Genomic DNA, 18054 nt, shown 5'->3' on the forward strand with positions numbered 1-18054 from the left:
AAAACCAAACTACCTGTAAAGTTTCTTTTCCACCTTACTGGTGCCGTCAGAGAACATCCGTTTTTCTATTACCAACCCTTTAGGGGAGGTCATTCTCTGCCCGTTGACATTCATCATTATAATATGCGACAATTCCTTATCCTTTATGTCGGAACCGACCGGTACGATGCCGGAGCCTCCTTTCTCCGCTGCCAGCCTCAGCTGCGCATGCACATTATAATACGCCGGTTTTGCCTTCAGGTTGCTGTCGAAGAGCAAAGGCTGGTTCTGACGCCATGAATGATTGTCTGAGATACCCCATACAAGCATAGACGGACAGTTCTCGTTTCTCAGGAACACCCTCGTTATTGCTCCATACTCCTTTGCCTGAATGTCAAGGGCATCGGCTGAATATGGATTGGCAAGAGATATATCAAGCTCGGTGATTATACACTTAAGACCGATTCCTGCGTACCGCCGGATGTTCTTCTCAAGTTTGAGAGTATCCAGCTGTCCTGTTGTAAGGTGACATTGCAGCCCACAGCCGTCAACAGGCAATTTCGAAGCCTTAAGCCTCTTTATGAGATTAAAGTATGCCTCTGTCTTTGTGTCGCCCGCAAATTCCACACCATAATCGTTTATATAAAGTTTTGCCTGCGGGTCTGCACGGTGGGCCCATACGAAAGCCGAATCTATGAATTCCTCACCAATATATGTGGCCCAAATAGAGGGACGCAGCTTATATGCATCAGGATCTGTACGTACAATGCTCTGGTCATCATCGAGAACCTCGTTGCATACATCCCACTCGCGAATCTTTCCCTTATACTTTCCTACAACATTGAATATATGGTTTTTAAGGATATTGAGAAGTTCCTTTTTAGTGAAGCCATGATTGTTCTTCTTTCCGTCCTCGCTTACCCACTTAGGCACCTGCTGATGCCATGCAAGAGTATGCCCGCGCACCTCTTGTGAGAAACGGTCGGCAACCCACATTACGGCATCAGAACCGCCATAATTGAATTCTCCCTGATTTGGTTCCGTGGCGTCAAATTTCATCTCATTCTCTCCCACCACGATATTGAACTCATTGCCGACAAGTCCTGTCTCACCGTCATTACGGCTGCAGTCATAACGATAGCTTGCCACAGCCACACCAATTTCCTTACCTAACTTTTGGGCATAAACACGCAGCGGAGTGTCATCTGTAAGATCGGCCGTCCAGTCGTCGTCCGGATAGCCGCCGTTGCCGCCTGTGTCGTCATCATCATCCGCCACATCACCCTGTCCGCTGTAATCAAGAGATGTCACCTTGGCCACGACAGAAAACGAGCCGTCATCACCGTCGCGCTGTTCCACAACCCATGTGCAAGCCTTCGGATAACGGATGGTGAACCCCCACTCGCCTGTCTTCCTTGTTGCCGTGAAAAGAGTAATCTCATCATTCACAGCAGGACTTGCATCTTCTGTAAGCTCTATCGTAAGCCTGGGCATTTTGTCTGACTCATCAAAATCCTGTGTCTTGTTGCTGTAAGCCACCGTTCCACCGATTTCAAGCAAGTCGTGCTCTTCGGCATTTCTTACACGACATACAATGTTTGCTTTGGGATGAAGGGTGACGCTCACATCAGACTTCGCCACAGTATAATCGGCAAAGCGCAATGTTCCAGGAACCGATGTTCCGGGACGCAATGCACCGTACACCTCTGTCGTAGCACCTACACTGCCATTGCCGCCCAATGTCGCACCTTTAAACACAAACACCGTTCCACTGCTGCCCACGGCACCGGTCTTCTTTCCTGTCTTAGCCTCCAAGGCATTGTTGTCGACGAGCAGCGTTCCATCAAGCAGCCTTATGCCCGCACCTATTTCATTTGTGTTACCCGTGATTGTGTATGTTCCCTTACCTTCCTTTATCAATCCCACTTTATTTCCTGAAGATGACGCGTGGATTTTTCCTGCCAGTACGGCATCTGTATTACTTGCTCCCACGACATAATAGGAATTTGCCGTGCTCTTCTTGTAGTACCCGTCAAGCACACTGCCCGGCTCCGTATGAAGTTCACCGAAACGCAATCCGCGCGTACCGGACTCCACGGCAATGGTCGCACCGTTATGCAGCACAACTTTCTTACCGGCAAAAATGCCGTTATATCGTGAGGCTTCAATATTGTCGGGCTGGAATGTACCGCTACTCATCAGCAGACCGTAAAAACCACAGCTTCCCACCATATCCTTATAAGGATACACATGTATCTCACCGCTCATTCCATTCCATTCCGGATATGTCGTGCCCTTGCTTGATACCGTTCCTATATATGAACGTTCGCCACCGGAATAAATGTTAAGAGTTCCGTCACCGGCCACTTTTCCTGTCCACTCTGAATAACGCGACGTGCGCACATTGAGTGTCTGCCCACCGGGAATATATATATTGTCGGATATGTTTTTATACGAACTTGACGTATTGTTCACACAATAGTCAAGCGTGCCGCCGTCCTCAGCCGTAACATAATCGTCATACTCTCCGGCCATACGGATGTTGTCTATATAAAAGTCTGAGTTGTTATGATGTATGCCAAGACGTATTACATTGGAGACATTGTCATCTGAAGCCTGCGAAATATCATACATCTTGGTCTGCCATTCTTCCTTCGGACCTTGATATGGATATCCCTCGTCGCGGTAAACCTCCTGATCACCGATAAACACGGCAAACTGTTTCCAGTCATCATTATCACCGGCACTGCGGTACAGGTCGTAAATCACTTTCGGATAACGCTCCGTAAGAGCCTTGCCACGCAATTCCGTCGGCAAGACAAACTCCGGATGACATCCCCAGTCTTTCAACACCACATGAAGGACCTTATTTCCGGGATTACACGGGTCCGCCTCAACCGTAGCTGTTGAAGCTCCGCCAGCCCGCCATAGTGTCCACTTGGTCCCTATGGCATAATTCTCAAAATCGCATACCGTCAACGGCACAGCACCGGCATTTCCAAGCGCAGCCATTACGGATACGAACAAACTACATATTTTTACTTTCATAAACCAATGATTATATTATATTTACTGTAACGAATGCAAAGTTAATACTTATTCCATTAAAAACAAAAGTAAAACCAGGCGGATTTACCTCATGTCATTATATTTCCATATCAACTGTGTGAAATATTTCCGTATGGAGATTCAGCAAAAAAACTTGGTATAAATGTTTTCCTGACATACTCCGAATCAAGGACAATCTGGCATGGGAAAGCGTCAGATTACAGAGCCCTTATCAGACGGACAGTAAATGCTTAAAGTGTATGTAGCCCAAATACAGAGTGTATGTAGGCTACATACACTCTGTATTCAGCCTATATACACAGTGTATTCAGCCTAAATACACTTTTAACATTTACTGTTCTCCATCTACAGCAATTACGGTCTTGACCAAGAGGTGATGTCTTCGTAAAACAGCAATACGCCCTTTGTCTGTCCCGCACGATGCAATCGTCATCGTGTCGGGACAGACATGAGAAATCAAAAAAGAATCTTTGTAAAAGCAGCTCGGACAAATCGTGGATTGACCGTTTTCCGCCTGTCTATAAAAATTCTGTCAGCCGTGACAGTTTCATTCCGTTGCTTCCTTTTATAAGAATGTAATATCCTTCGGGACGTTTCCGCTTTATTTCCTCTACCACTTCATCCACGTTGCAGAACTTACGCATGGATGTCAATGTTTTCCCGAACTCATTGCCGACGAGCCATGTGTCCGCAATACCGTTACGCTCAATAAAATCCACCACTTTCTGATGCTCCGCATCGCTCGCCTCGCCAAGCTCACGCATATCTCCAAGTATAGCCATCTTAGGGGCGACAGCCATATCGCGGAAATTTTCAAGTGCCGCTGCCATGCTTGTAGGATTTGCATTATACGCATCCACTATCAGATGATTATATGCAGTATTCTCAAGTTGAGAACGGTTATTATTCGGCGCATACCTTTCCAATACCTCATTTATCCGCTCAGGAGCCACACCGAATACCAGACCAATACATGCGGCCGCCAACATATTGTATATGTTATAGCTTCCTATAAGGTTTGTACGCACAAGATACCACTCGCCTTTAGCGGTATCTTTCCATTCAAACCTGAGATACGGCGCACAATCTTTCACCCGGCCGCAAACACGAACGCCTCCGTCATCATCTGTGCCGTAGCCGACGAGAGTAAGCCCGTGTGACATATCCTTTAGATAACGGTTTTCATTATGTATGAAAACAACCGAGCCTTCACGTGCACGCAGAAAATCATATAATTCGCCTTTTGTGCGGACCACTCCATCGAATGATCCGAATCCCTGAAGATGCGCCTTACCCACATTTGTTATAATACCATATTGAGGTTCGGCTATCTCCACAAGCGTCTTGATGTCTCCCGGATGACTTGCCCCCATCTCAACAATAGCTATTTCATGAGTATCGTCAAGACGGAAAAGGGTTTTCGGCACCCCAACGTCATTATTGAAATTGCCTTGGGTGCAAAGCACTTTATATTTCATCGCAAGAACAGCCGACAAAAGTTCCTTTGTCGTGGTTTTGCCATTGGTGCCGGTAATGCCTATCACCGGTATCTTAAATTTGCGACGATGCTCACGGGCAAGCATCTGAAAAGTTTTCAGGCAGTCGTCAACCAATATATACCGGCCATCGCCTTCAACGACATATTCAGGCTCGTCAACAACAGCATAAGCACACCCCTTGTCAAGAGCAGAGGCAGCAAACATGTTGCCGTCAAACTTCTCTCCCTTCAACGCAATAAATATCGAAGCGGCCGGACAGTCGCGTGTATCGGTGGTTATATGAGGATAACGGGTATATATCTCATACAGTTCGGAAATATCCATAATATCACTTTATATTTTTATACGGGTCATATATCGACTGGCAAAAGTACAAAAAATAGAAGTTTTGGCCAAATAAATTTGCTGATAAGGCTGATATTCACTACTTTTGCATGAAAACCATTATAAACCTTTATATAATAATAAAGACACGATGAAGAAGTTTCCGATATTTATGACACTGCTCCTGCTCATCGCAATCAGTGTCAAGGCACAAGACAATGATGCCAGATATGCGACAGAACTTATAAAGCCCGGCACTCCTGCTCCCGAATTTATCATTTCCGGTATAGACAACACCGCAAGCAAACCGTTGAAGGAGTTGCGGGGAAAATATGTCGTGCTTGACTTCTGGGCAACATGGTGTCCGGATTGCCGTAAGGAAATACCGGTAATGAAGGCAATGTATGATGAATACGCATCAAAAGGCATTGAATTTATAGGGATATCGTTCGACAAGGATTCCGCTGTATTAAATAAATATATTAAGGACAACGGAATACAATGGATACAGCATTGCGAATACAAGCCATGGAAAGAAACAAAGATATCTGCTGACTACAATATCAAATGGATTCCATCGATATATCTGCTTGATAAGGAAGGCAAGGTGATGCTCGCAACTGTCATGACAGAAAAACTGAAGAAAAAACTCGAAGAAATAACCTCCTGCAACAATTGCCGGAACATGGCGGACCGTTGTGACGGCAATAGACACGGCAACTGTGCGGACAACAGTAAAACACCAGAATCTCATTGCTGCAGGAAATGAAAGGACTTCCGGACTATACAATCAACATCAGAGGGAGACTCATCAGTCTTTCCGAACCGCATGTCATGGGTATACTCAACATCACTCCCGACTCTTTCTATGCAGGAAGCCGGAAGCAATGCGAAAAGGAAATAGCCGAACGTGCCAACAATATCATCCTTGAAGGAGGAAGCATAATTGATGTAGGAGGATTCTCCACACGCCCCGGAGCTACAGAAGTAAGCAAAGAAGAAGAAATGGAACGTATGCGAAAAGGCTTGAAAATCGTACGTATGGAACAGCCGGACGCGACAATAAGCGTCGACACATACAGACCTGACGTTGCGAGAATGGCCGTAGAGGAATTTGGAGCAGACATTATAAACGACGTGTCGGAAGGAGGCATTACCGGACGGGCAAACAGACCTTTAACAGAAAACGGTACGACCCGCAGGAACGGATATCCGGAAATGTTCCGCATGGCTGCGCTCCTTAAAGTACCCTACATACTGATGTCTGTGAAACCAACAGTGGAAGATATGCTCACAGCCTTCTCTGAAGAAGTGCGACAACTGAGGGAACTCGGGGTGAAGGACATTATCCTCGACCCTGGATTCGGATTTGGAAAAACCCTCGAACAAAACTACTTGCTTCTCGACAGACTCGACAGGCTGAAGGCCCTCGGCCTTCCATTGCTTGTTGGAGCATCAAGAAAAAGCATGATTTTCAAACTATTGAATCATACTCCCGATGAATCTCTTAACGGCACATCGGTAATCAATACCATATCACTTATGAAAGGTGCGTCAATACTTCGTGTACACGATGTAAGGGAAGCCGTGGAATGCACAAAGATAGTCAGACAGACAGCAGGAGCGTCTGACGGTTGTCCATACAAACAAATATAAATATTCATAACATGTTTTTCGACTTTGGAATAAAAGATGTGATAGACATCGTCCTTGTAGCCCTGATGCTGTACTATATCTATCACCTTATGAAGGAATCACGCTCGCTGAACGTATTCATCGGCATAATGATGTTCGTGGTATTATGGCTTTTCCTTTCACAAATATTGGAAATGCGCCTGCTCGGTTCGATCATGGACAAGCTTGTAAGTGTGGGAGTAATTGCCCTCATCGTGCTCTTTCAGGATGACATACGCAAATTCCTCTACAATATCGGGGCACATCAAAGAATACCGTTGGTCATGAAATTCTTCTCACAGGACAAGAAGAACAAAGTCGACAAGGAGAATATCATTCCGGTTGTCATGGCATGTCTCAATATGAGCAAGCGGAAAGTCGGAGCCCTTATTGTGATAGAACGCAGTACACCGCTTGATGACATAGCTGAAACAGGCGACGACATTGACGCCAACATAAACCAGAGACTTATCGAGAACATTTTCTTTAAGAACTCACCACTGCACGACGGGGCAATGATAATAAGCAAGAAACGCATAAAGGCCGCAGGATGTATTCTTCCGGTATCGCATAGCTTCGACATACCTAAGGAACTCGGTCTGCGACATCGTGCAGCCATGGGAATCTCACAAGAATGCGATGCAATAGCAATCGTAGTGTCTGAAGAAACCGGTGGCATCACCGTAGCGATAAAAGGAAAGTTCCAGCTCAGACTCTCGGCGGAAAAACTTGAAAGCATCCTGACATCAGAAATGGCGGTATGACGTTTTATCAGACAAGACAAGACTTAAAATTCTTTAACGCACCACATCTGCAGTTTTTAATTTTTTTTATATACTTTTGCAGTGTATACTTTGCAAAATGACACAATCCCATTTTACATGACTACATATCCCAGACCCCGACAGGGCCTGAAAGGAAAGACATAATCAATTAAATAAATATAATACAACAAACGAACTATGGATTTAGTACAACAAATCATTGAGCGCGCTAAAAACAACAAGCAGCGCATCGTACTTCCCGAAGCAGAAGAGGAACGTACACTTAAGGCAGCCGATATGGTGCTGCGCGACGGAATTGCAGACCTAATCCTTATCGGCAATCCGGCAAAAGTTGAAGCCATGTGCAAGGAATATGGACTTGAACACATCGGAAAGGCCACATTGATAGACCCTGAAAACAATCCTAAATCGGAGGAATATGCCGAACTTCTTGCCGAGCTGCGCAAGAAGAAAGGAATGACAATAGAAAAGGCACGCGAGCTGGTAAAGAACCCTCTCTACCTCGGCTGTATGATTATCAAGACAGAAGGTGCCGACGGACAGATAAGCGGTGCACTGAGCACTACAGGCGACACCTTGCGTCCGGCCTTGCAAATTATAAAATGCGCTCCGGGCATAAGTTGTGTCAGCGGTGCCATGCTGCTGATCACCAAACAGCCACAATATGGAGAAAACGGCATACTGGTTGTCGGCGACGTCGCCGTGACACCGATGCCCGATGCGGCACAACTGGCACAGATTGCCGTATGCACGGCACAGACAGCCCGCAGTGTGGCAGGATTTGAAGACCCGCGCGTAGCCATGCTCAGCTTCTCTACAAAAGGAAGCGCAAGTCATGAGGTGGTGGATAAAGTTGTGGAAGCGACAAGACTGGCAAAAGAACTTGCACCTGAACTGAAAGTCGACGGAGAACTCCAGGCTGACGCAGCCCTTGTTCCTGCTGTAGGAGAAAAGAAGGCACCGGGCAGCGAAATAGCCGGGCACGCCAATGTGCTCGTATTCCCCAATCTTGAAGTAGGAAATATCGGATATAAACTTGTACAGCGTCTTGGAAACGCGGAGGCTCTCGGCCCTATCCTTCAGGGTATAGCACGGCCGGTCAATGATCTAAGCCGCGGATGTTCTGTTGAAGACATTTATAAGATGGTTGCCATCACAGCCTGCCAAGCCATGGATGCAAAGAAATAACCCTTATAACTTTAATAATAACTTATAAAATGAAAATACTTGTTTTAAACTGCGGCTCCTCTTCTATCAAATATGCCCTATACGATATGGACAGCAAGACTGTCATGACATCAGGAGGAGCCGAGCGCGTAGGTCTCGACGGAGCATTCGTAAAGGTAAAGCTTGCCAACGGCAAGAAGAAACAGATAATGCACGATATTCCGGAGCATACAGAAGGCGTGAAGTTTATTTTCAGCCTGCTTACAGACCCTGAAATCGGAGTAATAAAAAATCTCAAAGAAATTGACGCTGTAGGTCACCGCATGGTGCACGGAGGCGAGAAGTTCAATAAGAGTGTAGTGTTGACGGACGAGGTCCTTAAGGTATTCGAGGAATGTAACGACCTGGCACCACTCCATAATCCGGCAAATCTGAAAGGCGTAAACGCCGTTACGGAACTCATGCCGGGTCTTCCACAGGTAGGTGTTTTCGACACGGCATTCCATCAAACCATGCCCGACTATGCCTATATGTATGCCATTCCATACGAGCTTTATGAGAAATATGGAATTCGCCGTTACGGGTTCCACGGAACAAGCCACAGATACGTATCAAAGCGAGTATGCGATTTTCTCGGTGTGAATCCGGAAGAGAAGAAAGTCATAACATGCCACATAGGAAACGGAGGCAGCGTGGCGGCTGTAAAATACGGCAAATGTATGGACACATCAATGGGCCTCACACCACTGGAAGGTGTCATGATGGGAACAAGAAGCGGAGATATAGACGGAGGTGCCGTGTCATTCATACAGAAAAAGTTGAATCTCGATGCCGACGGAATTTCCAACCTCCTTAACAAGAAGAGCGGTGTGTTCGGTATAACAGGAATTTCCTCTGACATGCGTGAGATAGATGCCGCAGCAGAAGCCGGAGACAAGAAAGCCGTGCTTGCACTTAATATGTACAACTATCGCATAAAGAAATATATCGGTGCATACGCTGCTGCCATGGGTGGTGCGGACATCATCGTAATGACAGCCGGAGTCGGTGAGAACCAGGCCTCAATGCGGGCAGAAGTATGCAAGGATATGGAATGGATGGGAATCAAGATTGACAAGGAGAAAAATGAAGCCATACACGGTGAAGAAGCCATTATCTCAACCGAAGATTCCAAGGTGACAGTTGTCGTCATACCTACAGACGAGGAACTGATGATTGCCACAGACACAATGAACCTGCTTTAAAGAAACAGACATCTTTTTATAACAAACAGCATGGAACGTGGATTATAACGCCCGTTCCATGCTGCTTTCATTTTTCTGTTTATGCAAACATAACAGCATGTTGACAACGTTTACCGGCTTATAAGAAAATCCGTAGGGATTAAGTTGCCGGATATAAGATATTACATAGATATGTACATATACCTGTTAACATGAAACAATACAAAAAACGAAAATTACTTGAAAGTATTTTGCCGCACTCCTAATCAAGGGCGCGGCAAAATACTTTCTCACCATCATAGGCACTTACTCTCAGACGAACAGAGTCGGCACTTGTCTTTTCTATCGGAACGCTAAGATAGACCTTTGAGGAATAATACTCAGGAACATCACCCTGGTCGTGATAAAGCACAAAACATGAAGTGACCGTTCCGTCAGCATTATGATTATCATATTCATGAACCATACCGACAGAATGCTTTACGGAAACATCATCGAGACGCCCGACCTTCAGATACAGACCAATGTTCATATAACTGCAACAGTTGCTTATCCAGACACTCTCAACAGTCACCGGGTCGGTTTTCATTTCCATTCCGGAATGCAATTCCACCGGCTCCAACACAGGTATGGCCGACATGCTTACCGGTTCTACAACAAAAGCCTTGCGGCCGGTACCGCCACATGTCACTCCTGTTTTATTGTAATACATTGCGACACGGTATGAGGAGTCGGCCGTAGTAATCCAATCTGCCTGTACAAACCGCGACAGCACCAAGGAATCGCCATCATCGGTGATGGCATAATCGATACCCCCCAGGCCATTTGCATGTGCCATGACAAAATCCGCACAAAGAAACGAGTATGTCCCGTCACCGCTGTCATAGCTGTCGTTATGACATGACGAAAGAACACTTAAGAATATGGCACATAGCAGACATACTACCCCCTTGAACATGCCTCAAGATGATTCTTTGCCGGATTGGCGTACATGACCAGCATACACTCCCGGAGATAAGCATCGTCTCGTGATACACCGAAGCGATTGTCTGTCGGAAGCTTCGCTATCTGACCAAGGATATAATTCTCAAACACAGCCTTCTCTTCCTCCGAGTATTTGCCTGCACCGGCATAACGGGTACTTCCTTCAAGAAGGTCAGATGCAATGTAATTATTGGGAAACAAACGATAGTTGCGGAATATTTCATCGTCAATATGCCCCGCTACAATTCCAAACAGATCCGTCTTCGGAATATCGGTGCCGAGCGTCTGAAGCCATCCGTCGATACAAGGCGCACAATGGTAATGAATCCGTCCCTTATATCCCATTATACCGGTGCGCATGCTCAGCAAGTCATCCTGCTTGGTCTTCTTCCATCCCGGAACATCCCGCTTAAGCTGAAACTCCCATGCCTTAAGACTGTCGCAGGGGTCAAATTCGTATGATATTGAAAGCGGGACTACATGCAACTGCATTAGACGATCCACAACACTGCCGTTGCCTCCCATAGCCATCATTTTGAGTATAGACTGCTGTGTACGGTCATTACTGTCCTTTGCACGTCCTTCACGCTGTGCGATCCATATATTGTCATTCTTATCAGAAATCACAAAGTGCATATATTCAGACATAAGCTTGCTTGCCGCAAGCATCTCACGCATGCCGGCACTGCGTTTCACTATAAACGACTTGTTTATCCTGACAAGGTCCTCAATCCACGGAGCGGCAAGCAGATTGTCGCCTATGGCAATCTCACACGTTGTAGTAAATCCGGCATCTATCAGAAGAATATCAAGCAAAGCCGAATCAAGCACTATATCACGATGATTGCTGACAAATGTATAACGTTTCTCCACATTCACAGCAGTGACATCTATATCACACCCTTTGCTTGCCTGTGCAAGAAGATTCTTAAGGAAACCGTAGCAAAATGCTTTCTGAAACTCAATATTGGTCTTGCATTTGCGCATCTTTGAGGCAATAATGTCAAAAGGTACGTCAGGATACACAAAACCAATCACGTCTTTAAAATGCTCATCGGCTATAAGCCGCTCAAACACTTCTGGCAGTTCTTCCGGCTCAAAGGGCCGGATAGAATCGTATTGGGATGGTATTTTCATGGTCTGGTTTGAATATGATTTAGACTATTTAAACTGGTTTTCCACTATATCTGTAAGTACGTCAGTCATATTAAGACCGGCAGCCCTAACTTGCTGCGGAATAAAACTTGTGGCTGTCATACCAGGGGTGGTATTAACCTCAAGCATCGTGATTTTGTCGGTCTGGCTGCCATCCTTACCCACACCCTTGCCTATTATATAGTCTATACGTATAATGCCGTTGCAATGCAATATATCATAAATATGACTCGTAAGCTCTGCCACACGACGAGCAGTGTCGGCACTGAGACGTGCCGGAGTGATTTCCTTCACCTGACCGTTATACTTGGCATCATAATCAAAAAACTCATTCCCGGTAACCACCTCCGTAGCCGGCAAAACCACGGACTTGCCCTTTGTCTTGTAACATCCCACGGATATCTCTGTCCCGTCAAGGAAAGCCTCGACCATCACCTCAGGACTTTCCATCATAGCCTTGCGGATAGCAGGTGCAAGCTGGTCTTTATTCTTCACTTTAGAAACACCGAAACTGCTTCCGTCGGCCGCAGGTTTCACAAAACACGGCATGCCTATATGTTCGTCTATCTCATCATCGCTCACAATCTCTTCATATCCTTTACGGATGAGCAGGCTGTCGGCAACACTGACACCGAAACTGCGGAGATAATTGTTCAATACGAACTTGTCGAACGTCATCGCCTCAACAAGTACACCACTGGTAGAATAAGGAAGACCTATAAGATCAAAATATCCTTGCAAAAGTCCATTCTCACCCGGTGTTCCGTGAATGGTGATATAAGCATAGTCGAAAAGCACGGCAGAGCCGTTCTCAAGAAAAGAAAAGTCATTCCGGTCGATTGGAGCCGTCGTGCCGTCCTTCAGCTCCACATGCCAGTCATGGCCTTTTACGTCTACTATATAAACATTGTAACGCTCTTTATCAAAAAAAGAGTAAAGTCCCTGTGCAGAGCGCAATGACACATCGTGCTCTGAAGAATCTCCACCACATACGATGGCGATGTTTCTTTTTAAGTTTACCATAATTTATATCCGGATTATATTTTCAATTTTTCTGACCTGACATATATTTTCTCCATTTATCTATCAAGGCGCCAAGGTCTTCTGGAAGCTCAGAAGTGAAATCCATCTGCTGTTTTGTAACAGGATGTACGAAACCCAATGTCCTTGCATGCAGAGCCTGCCGCGGACAGAGTTTGAAGGCATTCAACACAAACTGACGATAACTGCCGGTTCTCTCACCTCGGAGAATCTCACAGCCGCCATAACGCTCATCGGAAAAAAGCGGATGACCGATATGTTTCATGTGGGCACGTATCTGATGAGTACGGCCGGTTTCAAGAATACACTCCACAAGTGTCACATATCCGAAACGCTCGACTACACGATAATGGGTTACCGCAGATTTTCCAGTATCAGAACCCGGTGGGAATACTGCCATACGCAAACGGTCTTTAGGATCACGTCCTATATTCCCCTCTATCCGTCCTGTATCTTCGGAAATGTTTCCCCACACTATGGCACAATAGCTGCGATGAGTGGTCTTATTGAAAAACTGCGCCCCAAGCTCAGTCTTGGCCTCCGGTGTCTTTGCCACAACTAAAAGACCGCTCGTATCTTTGTCTATACGGTGCACAAGACCGACCTGAGGGTCATTGGGATCATAACCCGGGAAATGCCTGAGATGCCATGCCACAGCATTTACCAAAGTACCGTGAAAATTGCCGCACCCCGGATGAACCACAAGACCTGCAGGTTTGTTGACAACCATCAGATGGTCATCCTCATACACAATATTTAGAGGAATGTCTTCCGGCTCTATTGTCGTGTCGTAATGCGGACGGTCAAGCATCAGAGTAACCACATCTCCTGGACGTACCTTATAATTACTTTTCACAGGGCGGCCGTTTACATGCACAAATCCGGCATCAGCAGCCTTTTGTATACGGTTGCGACTTGAATGCTGAAGCTTCTCAAACATGAACTTATCCACCCTTACGGGCACCTGACCTTTATCCGCCTCTATACGGAAATGCTCATACAACTGGCCTTGGCCCTCATCATCATACTCAATGAGTCCTATATCGTCATTCTCTGTTATCATAAATATTTGTTCTGCCGATTTCTATATTATCAACTTATATATTATTATTCCGTCACATCATCTATGACAGGAACATCTATCTCTTCAAATTCATCGACATCCCCCATACCGGCATCGGGATCAGAGAAGTCCATATCCACATTCAGTGTATCGAACTGTCCGTTGCCTATAACAAGAGCAAGAGGCATGTCAACAGACACTTTCTCTCCGGCCATGAGCCTGCGTCCGTCACCGGAAATCCCATAAACCCAGTCTTTCTCTCCGGTAATAAACTGAGGATTAAGCAAACGGAATCCCATAGCTTTAAGTTTGGCTTCCGCCTCACGTAAACTGCTGTTATCGATAATATCGGGAATGGCAACCGTAGGAGAAGTATGGGAGTTTACCGTTACATATATTAATCTTCCGGCCTTAACATTTGCCCCTGCCCCTGGGGTCTGCATCAGCACGCATCCGGCAGCCATACGCTTATTGTAACCGGAATCTCCCACAATGATACCGAGCCCGCATTGCTCAAGCAATGGCTTTGCCCGAGCATAGTCCATTCCATGTAAATCAGGCACCCTTATGCTTTTTCCATGGCGGGTGTATACATCAAGCCCATATTTCACTCCAAGACAAAGTGCAGCACCGAGAATTATCATCGCCAAGATATTTCCCCAAAGATAAATACTGAAGAATTTGCTAAGAAACGTCTTAAACTTCATACTTTCGTCATATATTTTTAGTAAGTTACAAAGTTACTATTTTTTTTCAAAACAAGTAACAACACATGATAAAAGTTTCCAATAGTAAAAATCCCCGTCATGCATATCTTCTTGCATAACGGGGAATACATGTCATATCATATTATGGTGCCTGATCAATTATTTATTTTTACTTTGCCGGCATATTGTTTGCCGGTCTTTCAATACCATCAGCCTTGGCGCGGTCTGACATCTTCTTTATACGCTTTGCCGTGTCAGGATGTGAAGAAAACATTTTGCTCAGCTTTCCTGCTTTTCCTCCTCCATTTTCTTGCTCCAGTTTCTGCAGTTTTTCAAACGACAAGGCGATGGCCCACGGATTCTTTCCATTTTTCTTCAGGAAATCGTATCCGTAATCATCGGCCTCACTCTCCTGCTTCTGTGAAAACGATGAATTAAGCACAGCTTCACCAAGGCTTCCGAGTTGGGACTCAGTAAGAGCAGCCGCCTTACCGCCTGCCGATGCCACCCCGTCTTTCAATGCGGACGTCAGCAGGGCTGTACGGAACGCTTTCTTTGAATGTTTCAATGCTACATGACCAAGTTCGTGACCAATAACGCCAAGCAATTCATCGTCTGTCATAATATCCATTAAAGACGAGAACACACGCACACTGCCGTCTGGACATGCAAAAGCATTGACGTCTATAACATAATACACCTTGAAGTTCAATGGTATTCCCTCAACTTCCGTCAACCCCTGTGTGAGTTTCTTAAGCCTGACTGTATACGGGTCATTGTCTTCACACACTTTATTATTCTTATCCATCCAATCTATGGACTCTTTCACATATTGCGCCATCTGGGCATCCGTGAGAGTGGCGGCCTTACCGGCCTTTACAGCTCCGCTAACAGCCTTTCCAAGATTAAACTGTGCCATTACAGGAGTTACACCTGCCGACATAAGCAGCAGCATAGCTGCCTTCATGATTTTCTTTTTCATCATAGATATTTTTTATAATTATTAGAGATACAATTCTAACGAAATAACTGAAGGCACATCATTTTTATTGCATAAAATATAAAAATATTCTGAACACAAAAACATCTTTCCCCCTTATGCTTTAAATACATCATACCCCTTACCAATCCACACTTTCCACAAAACTTTTAATTTCATCTTCATCACGACCTATGGGTGTGACAAGAGATACAACCTTTGGGTAATTACAAAAACAATACAAAAAGAGAGGAATTTCAATGACAAGAAATTAAAGACCAAGAAAAATATTGAATATAAGACACCACAAGAGGCTTTTTATAAACTTTTCATTAATTTTGCACTTGCTTCAAAAACATCTTTACCCGTATGCACTTTGCTGAAATAGTTGCATTAGGTATTCCTCGTATGTTGGAAGCCATAAGGGAAGTACATCTGCCTAAACAGGAATTCCATACAGAGAGAGAATGTTTACGGTTGTATTCAAAAGAGCTATCAGTATTAAAACACTGTAAATCCAAAAAACAAGAAATCCTGAATATCATAAAACAATATACTGGACCAATTTATCTGAAACAGCAATATTAATAGGAAAAGCAGTATTTAACTATTAAGCAATATTTAAATTCTTCGGCCAGCTTGGAATCAATAGAATTCAAAGACACCCAAAGAAATGGCGGATGATTATTGGAACAATCAAAAACAATGAGACATAAAGTAAAAAATCAATCTTTATAAATTAGTACAATGAAGAGTATCAATATCCTATCTATCATAGAAGCTTATAGGAAACTAAGTAACACTCTATTCCAAAAACTGATGAACAGTTACGGGATAAATAGTGGAATAAAGAATTACGAACTTAATGGTATAGAATCATTTGTGAATGAACTGCAAAAAACGAATAGTAATATTTCTATTGTTAACCGTTATTACTTAGGTTATTCAATACCACAGATTGGAAAAGAATTTGACTTGCTTCGATTTGGCAATAACTATATTATAAATATAGAGATTAAAACTGAAAGTTCAATAGAAAAGATATTAAAACAACAACAAAAGAACAGATACTATCTCGGTTTTTTAGACAAGCCGCTTCACATTTATACCTATATTTCAAATGAGAATAAACTTTATAAACTCGTAACCAAAAATAGAGGAAACCAAATAGAAGAAACAAGTTTTAGTGAATTATGCAACATGCTAATGCATCAGCAAGTGGTGACATTTAATAATATCGATGATCTGTTTAACCCGTCTGATTATTTAGTTTCTCCGTTTAATTCTCCAGAAAAATTTATGTCAGATGGTTATTTCCTTACAGTCCAGCAAGAACAAATATATAACAGAATCAAGACAAAGTTATCTGACGATACAACAAATTTTATAGCCTTGACAGGGAGTGCGGGAACTGGTAAAACATTATTAACTTATCATATAGCCAAAGAATTTATTCTGATAGGTAAAAAAGTACTCATTCTACATTGTGCCAAACTAAATAATGGTCATGAAATTTTAAAGGAAGAATACAATTGGAATATATATATGCCTAAATATGCCCCCGATACAACAGATTTTGACTTAATCATAATTGATGAAGCTCAAAGAATGTATCCATATCAATTTGACAAATATATAGCAGAAGTACGCACTCTTAATAAAAAGTGTATCTTCTCATACGATGAAAACCAATATTTACGTGACAATGAGAAACAATATCATACCAAAGAAAGGATTGAAAAAGAATTATTATGCAATCCCTATAAACTAACAGATAAAATCAGAACAAATAAAGAAATTGCATATTTCATAAGACAACTTTTTAGTATTAAAAAGAATATACCCGATATAACCTACCCTAATATTGAACTCACATATTGCAGAAATTATTTCTCTACCAAATTGGTACTTCAGGAATTATCGGAAAGAGGATGGAAAACACCGAATTATACCCCCGGGACGCGCTCATTCTTCCATTATGAAGCATATTTGTCTAACGATACAGAAAGTGCGCATTCTGTAGTAGGTCAAGAATTCGACAGTGTTGTAGTGGTCATTGACGAATCTTTCAAGTATAACACTCAAGGCGATCTGATTGCTGACAATACATACTATTCACAAAGACAAATGTTATATCAGATAATCACCAGGACCAGGAAAAAACTACATATCGTAATAATTAACAATGAAGTTATGTTAGATAGATGCATAAACATACTAAATAGGGATATTCATTAAACAATCCCCAAAACAGCCAACTGATTCATACTGAAAGTATTGCGAATTAGCTGAGTTTGCATACTTAGGGCTCACCCGACAAACCATGGGGATTAAGCATATAGCCTTGTAAGTCTGAAAAGAAAGAACTTAATGTCTGTCACCCCTCTTAAAGCAGCCCTGAAAGC

Annotated in this window: 14 protein-coding genes; 6 read left to right on the plus strand and 8 right to left on the minus strand. The window is 43.8% G+C overall.

The window, feature by feature from the left end:
• Positions 1-9: 9 nt before the first annotated feature.
• Together HPS56_RS12830 and HPS56_RS12835 are read right to left on the minus strand one after the other, a co-directional pair.
• The gene (locus HPS56_RS12830) at positions 10-3027 is read right to left on the minus strand and encodes an endo-1,4-beta-xylanase (protein WP_172277424.1); all 3018 of its coding nucleotides are present in this window, start codon (positions 3025-3027) and stop codon (positions 10-12) included.
• Positions 3028-3566: 539 nt separating this feature from the next.
• Positions 3567-4871: a UDP-N-acetylmuramoyl-tripeptide--D-alanyl-D-alanine ligase gene (locus HPS56_RS12835; protein WP_172277427.1), complete on the minus strand. Its 1305-nt coding sequence runs from the start codon at positions 4869-4871 to the stop codon at positions 3567-3569.
• Between the two features lie 151 nt (positions 4872-5022).
• On the opposite strand from HPS56_RS12835, the gene HPS56_RS12840 reads away from it, so the two are divergent.
• The 5 genes from HPS56_RS12840 (at position 5023) to HPS56_RS12860 (ending at position 9741) form a co-directional block, all read left to right on the plus strand.
• Positions 5023-5640 (plus strand): TlpA family protein disulfide reductase, encoded by a 618-nt coding sequence (locus HPS56_RS12840; protein WP_172277430.1) that lies wholly within the window; start codon positions 5023-5025, stop codon positions 5638-5640.
• Complete coding sequence (gene folP / locus HPS56_RS12845) at positions 5637-6527, plus strand: dihydropteroate synthase (protein ID WP_172277433.1); 891 nt, start codon at positions 5637-5639, stop codon at positions 6525-6527. Before HPS56_RS12840 ends, folP begins: the two co-directional genes overlap by 4 nt.
• 11 nt (positions 6528-6538) lie before the next feature.
• A complete protein-coding gene (cdaA, locus tag HPS56_RS12850; protein WP_172277436.1) occupies positions 6539-7309 on the plus strand; it encodes a diadenylate cyclase CdaA in 771 nt (256 codons plus the stop codon).
• Positions 7310-7507: 198 nt separating this feature from the next.
• Positions 7508-8518 (plus strand): phosphate acetyltransferase, encoded by a 1011-nt coding sequence (gene pta / locus HPS56_RS12855; RefSeq protein WP_172277439.1) that lies wholly within the window; start codon positions 7508-7510, stop codon positions 8516-8518.
• A 29-nt stretch (positions 8519-8547) separates the two neighbouring features.
• Positions 8548-9741 carry an acetate kinase gene (locus tag HPS56_RS12860; RefSeq protein WP_172277442.1) on the plus strand — a complete coding sequence of 398 codons (1194 nt, stop codon included), beginning with the start codon at positions 8548-8550 and terminating at the stop codon, positions 9739-9741.
• A 241-nt stretch (positions 9742-9982) separates the two neighbouring features.
• On the opposite strand, the gene HPS56_RS12865 is transcribed toward HPS56_RS12860, so the two are convergent.
• The 6 genes from HPS56_RS12865 to HPS56_RS12890 all read right to left on the minus strand — a co-directional run bounded on the left by HPS56_RS12865 (position 9983) and on the right by HPS56_RS12890 (position 15652).
• The gene (locus tag HPS56_RS12865; RefSeq protein WP_172277445.1) at positions 9983-10678 is read right to left on the minus strand and encodes a NigD1/NigD2 family lipoprotein; all 696 of its coding nucleotides are present in this window, start codon (positions 10676-10678) and stop codon (positions 9983-9985) included.
• The gene (locus HPS56_RS12870) at positions 10663-11841 is read right to left on the minus strand and encodes a 1-acyl-sn-glycerol-3-phosphate acyltransferase (RefSeq protein ID WP_172277448.1); all 1179 of its coding nucleotides are present in this window, start codon (positions 11839-11841) and stop codon (positions 10663-10665) included. The genes HPS56_RS12865 and HPS56_RS12870 overlap by 16 nt, the downstream gene beginning before the upstream one ends.
• A gap of 24 nt (positions 11842-11865) precedes the next feature.
• Positions 11866-12882: a D-alanine--D-alanine ligase gene (locus HPS56_RS12875; RefSeq protein ID WP_172277451.1), complete on the minus strand. Its 1017-nt coding sequence runs from the start codon at positions 12880-12882 to the stop codon at positions 11866-11868.
• A gap of 22 nt (positions 12883-12904) precedes the next feature.
• Positions 12905-13963, minus strand: coding sequence for an RluA family pseudouridine synthase (locus HPS56_RS12880; protein ID WP_172277454.1), 1059 nt, complete (start codon positions 13961-13963; stop codon positions 12905-12907).
• A 44-nt stretch (positions 13964-14007) separates the two neighbouring features.
• Positions 14008-14670 (minus strand): PASTA domain-containing protein, encoded by a 663-nt coding sequence (locus HPS56_RS12885; protein WP_172277457.1) that lies wholly within the window; start codon positions 14668-14670, stop codon positions 14008-14010.
• A gap of 169 nt (positions 14671-14839) precedes the next feature.
• The gene (locus HPS56_RS12890) at positions 14840-15652 is read right to left on the minus strand and encodes a M48 family metallopeptidase (RefSeq protein ID WP_172277463.1); all 813 of its coding nucleotides are present in this window, start codon (positions 15650-15652) and stop codon (positions 14840-14842) included.
• Between the two features lie 816 nt (positions 15653-16468).
• Between HPS56_RS12890 and HPS56_RS12895 the strand changes: the two genes are divergently transcribed.
• Positions 16469-17887 carry a DNA/RNA helicase domain-containing protein gene (locus HPS56_RS12895; RefSeq protein WP_253952475.1) on the plus strand — a complete coding sequence of 473 codons (1419 nt, stop codon included), beginning with the start codon at positions 16469-16471 and terminating at the stop codon, positions 17885-17887.
• Positions 17888-18054 lie beyond the last annotated feature (167 nt).

This window comes from Xylanibacter muris (assembly GCF_013166605.1).
GTDB classification, from domain to species: Bacteria; Bacteroidota; Bacteroidia; order Bacteroidales; family Bacteroidaceae; genus Prevotella; species Prevotella muris.

Bases quoted from the DNA above. Each gene is read 5' to 3' on its own strand.
- cdaA (WP_172277436.1), top strand. From the start codon at position 6,539: ATGTTTTTCGACTTTGGAATAAAAGATGTGATAGACATCGTCCTTGTA.
- HPS56_RS12875 (WP_172277451.1), bottom strand. From the start codon at position 12,882: ATGGTAAACTTAAAAAGAAACATCGCCATCGTATGTGGTGGAGATTCT.
- folP (WP_172277433.1), top strand. From the start codon at position 5,637: ATGAAAGGACTTCCGGACTATACAATCAACATCAGAGGGAGACTCATC.
- HPS56_RS12865 (WP_172277445.1), bottom strand. From the start codon at position 10,678: ATGTTCAAGGGGGTAGTATGTCTGCTATGTGCCATATTCTTAAGTGTT.
- HPS56_RS12830 (WP_172277424.1), bottom strand. From the start codon at position 3,027: ATGAAAGTAAAAATATGTAGTTTGTTCGTATCCGTAATGGCTGCGCTT.
- HPS56_RS12835 (WP_172277427.1), bottom strand. From the start codon at position 4,871: ATGGATATTTCCGAACTGTATGAGATATATACCCGTTATCCTCATATA.
- HPS56_RS12840 (WP_172277430.1), top strand. From the start codon at position 5,023: ATGAAGAAGTTTCCGATATTTATGACACTGCTCCTGCTCATCGCAATC.
- HPS56_RS12870 (WP_172277448.1), bottom strand. From the start codon at position 11,841: ATGAAAATACCATCCCAATACGATTCTATCCGGCCCTTTGAGCCGGAA.
- HPS56_RS12880 (WP_172277454.1), bottom strand. From the start codon at position 13,963: ATGATAACAGAGAATGACGATATAGGACTCATTGAGTATGATGATGAG.
- HPS56_RS12860 (WP_172277442.1), top strand. From the start codon at position 8,548: ATGAAAATACTTGTTTTAAACTGCGGCTCCTCTTCTATCAAATATGCC.
- HPS56_RS12890 (WP_172277463.1), bottom strand. From the start codon at position 15,652: ATGAAAAAGAAAATCATGAAGGCAGCTATGCTGCTGCTTATGTCGGCA.
- HPS56_RS12895 (WP_253952475.1), top strand. From the start codon at position 16,469: ATGAACAGTTACGGGATAAATAGTGGAATAAAGAATTACGAACTTAAT.
- pta (WP_172277439.1), top strand. From the start codon at position 7,508: ATGGATTTAGTACAACAAATCATTGAGCGCGCTAAAAACAACAAGCAG.
- HPS56_RS12885 (WP_172277457.1), bottom strand. From the start codon at position 14,670: ATGAAGTTTAAGACGTTTCTTAGCAAATTCTTCAGTATTTATCTTTGG.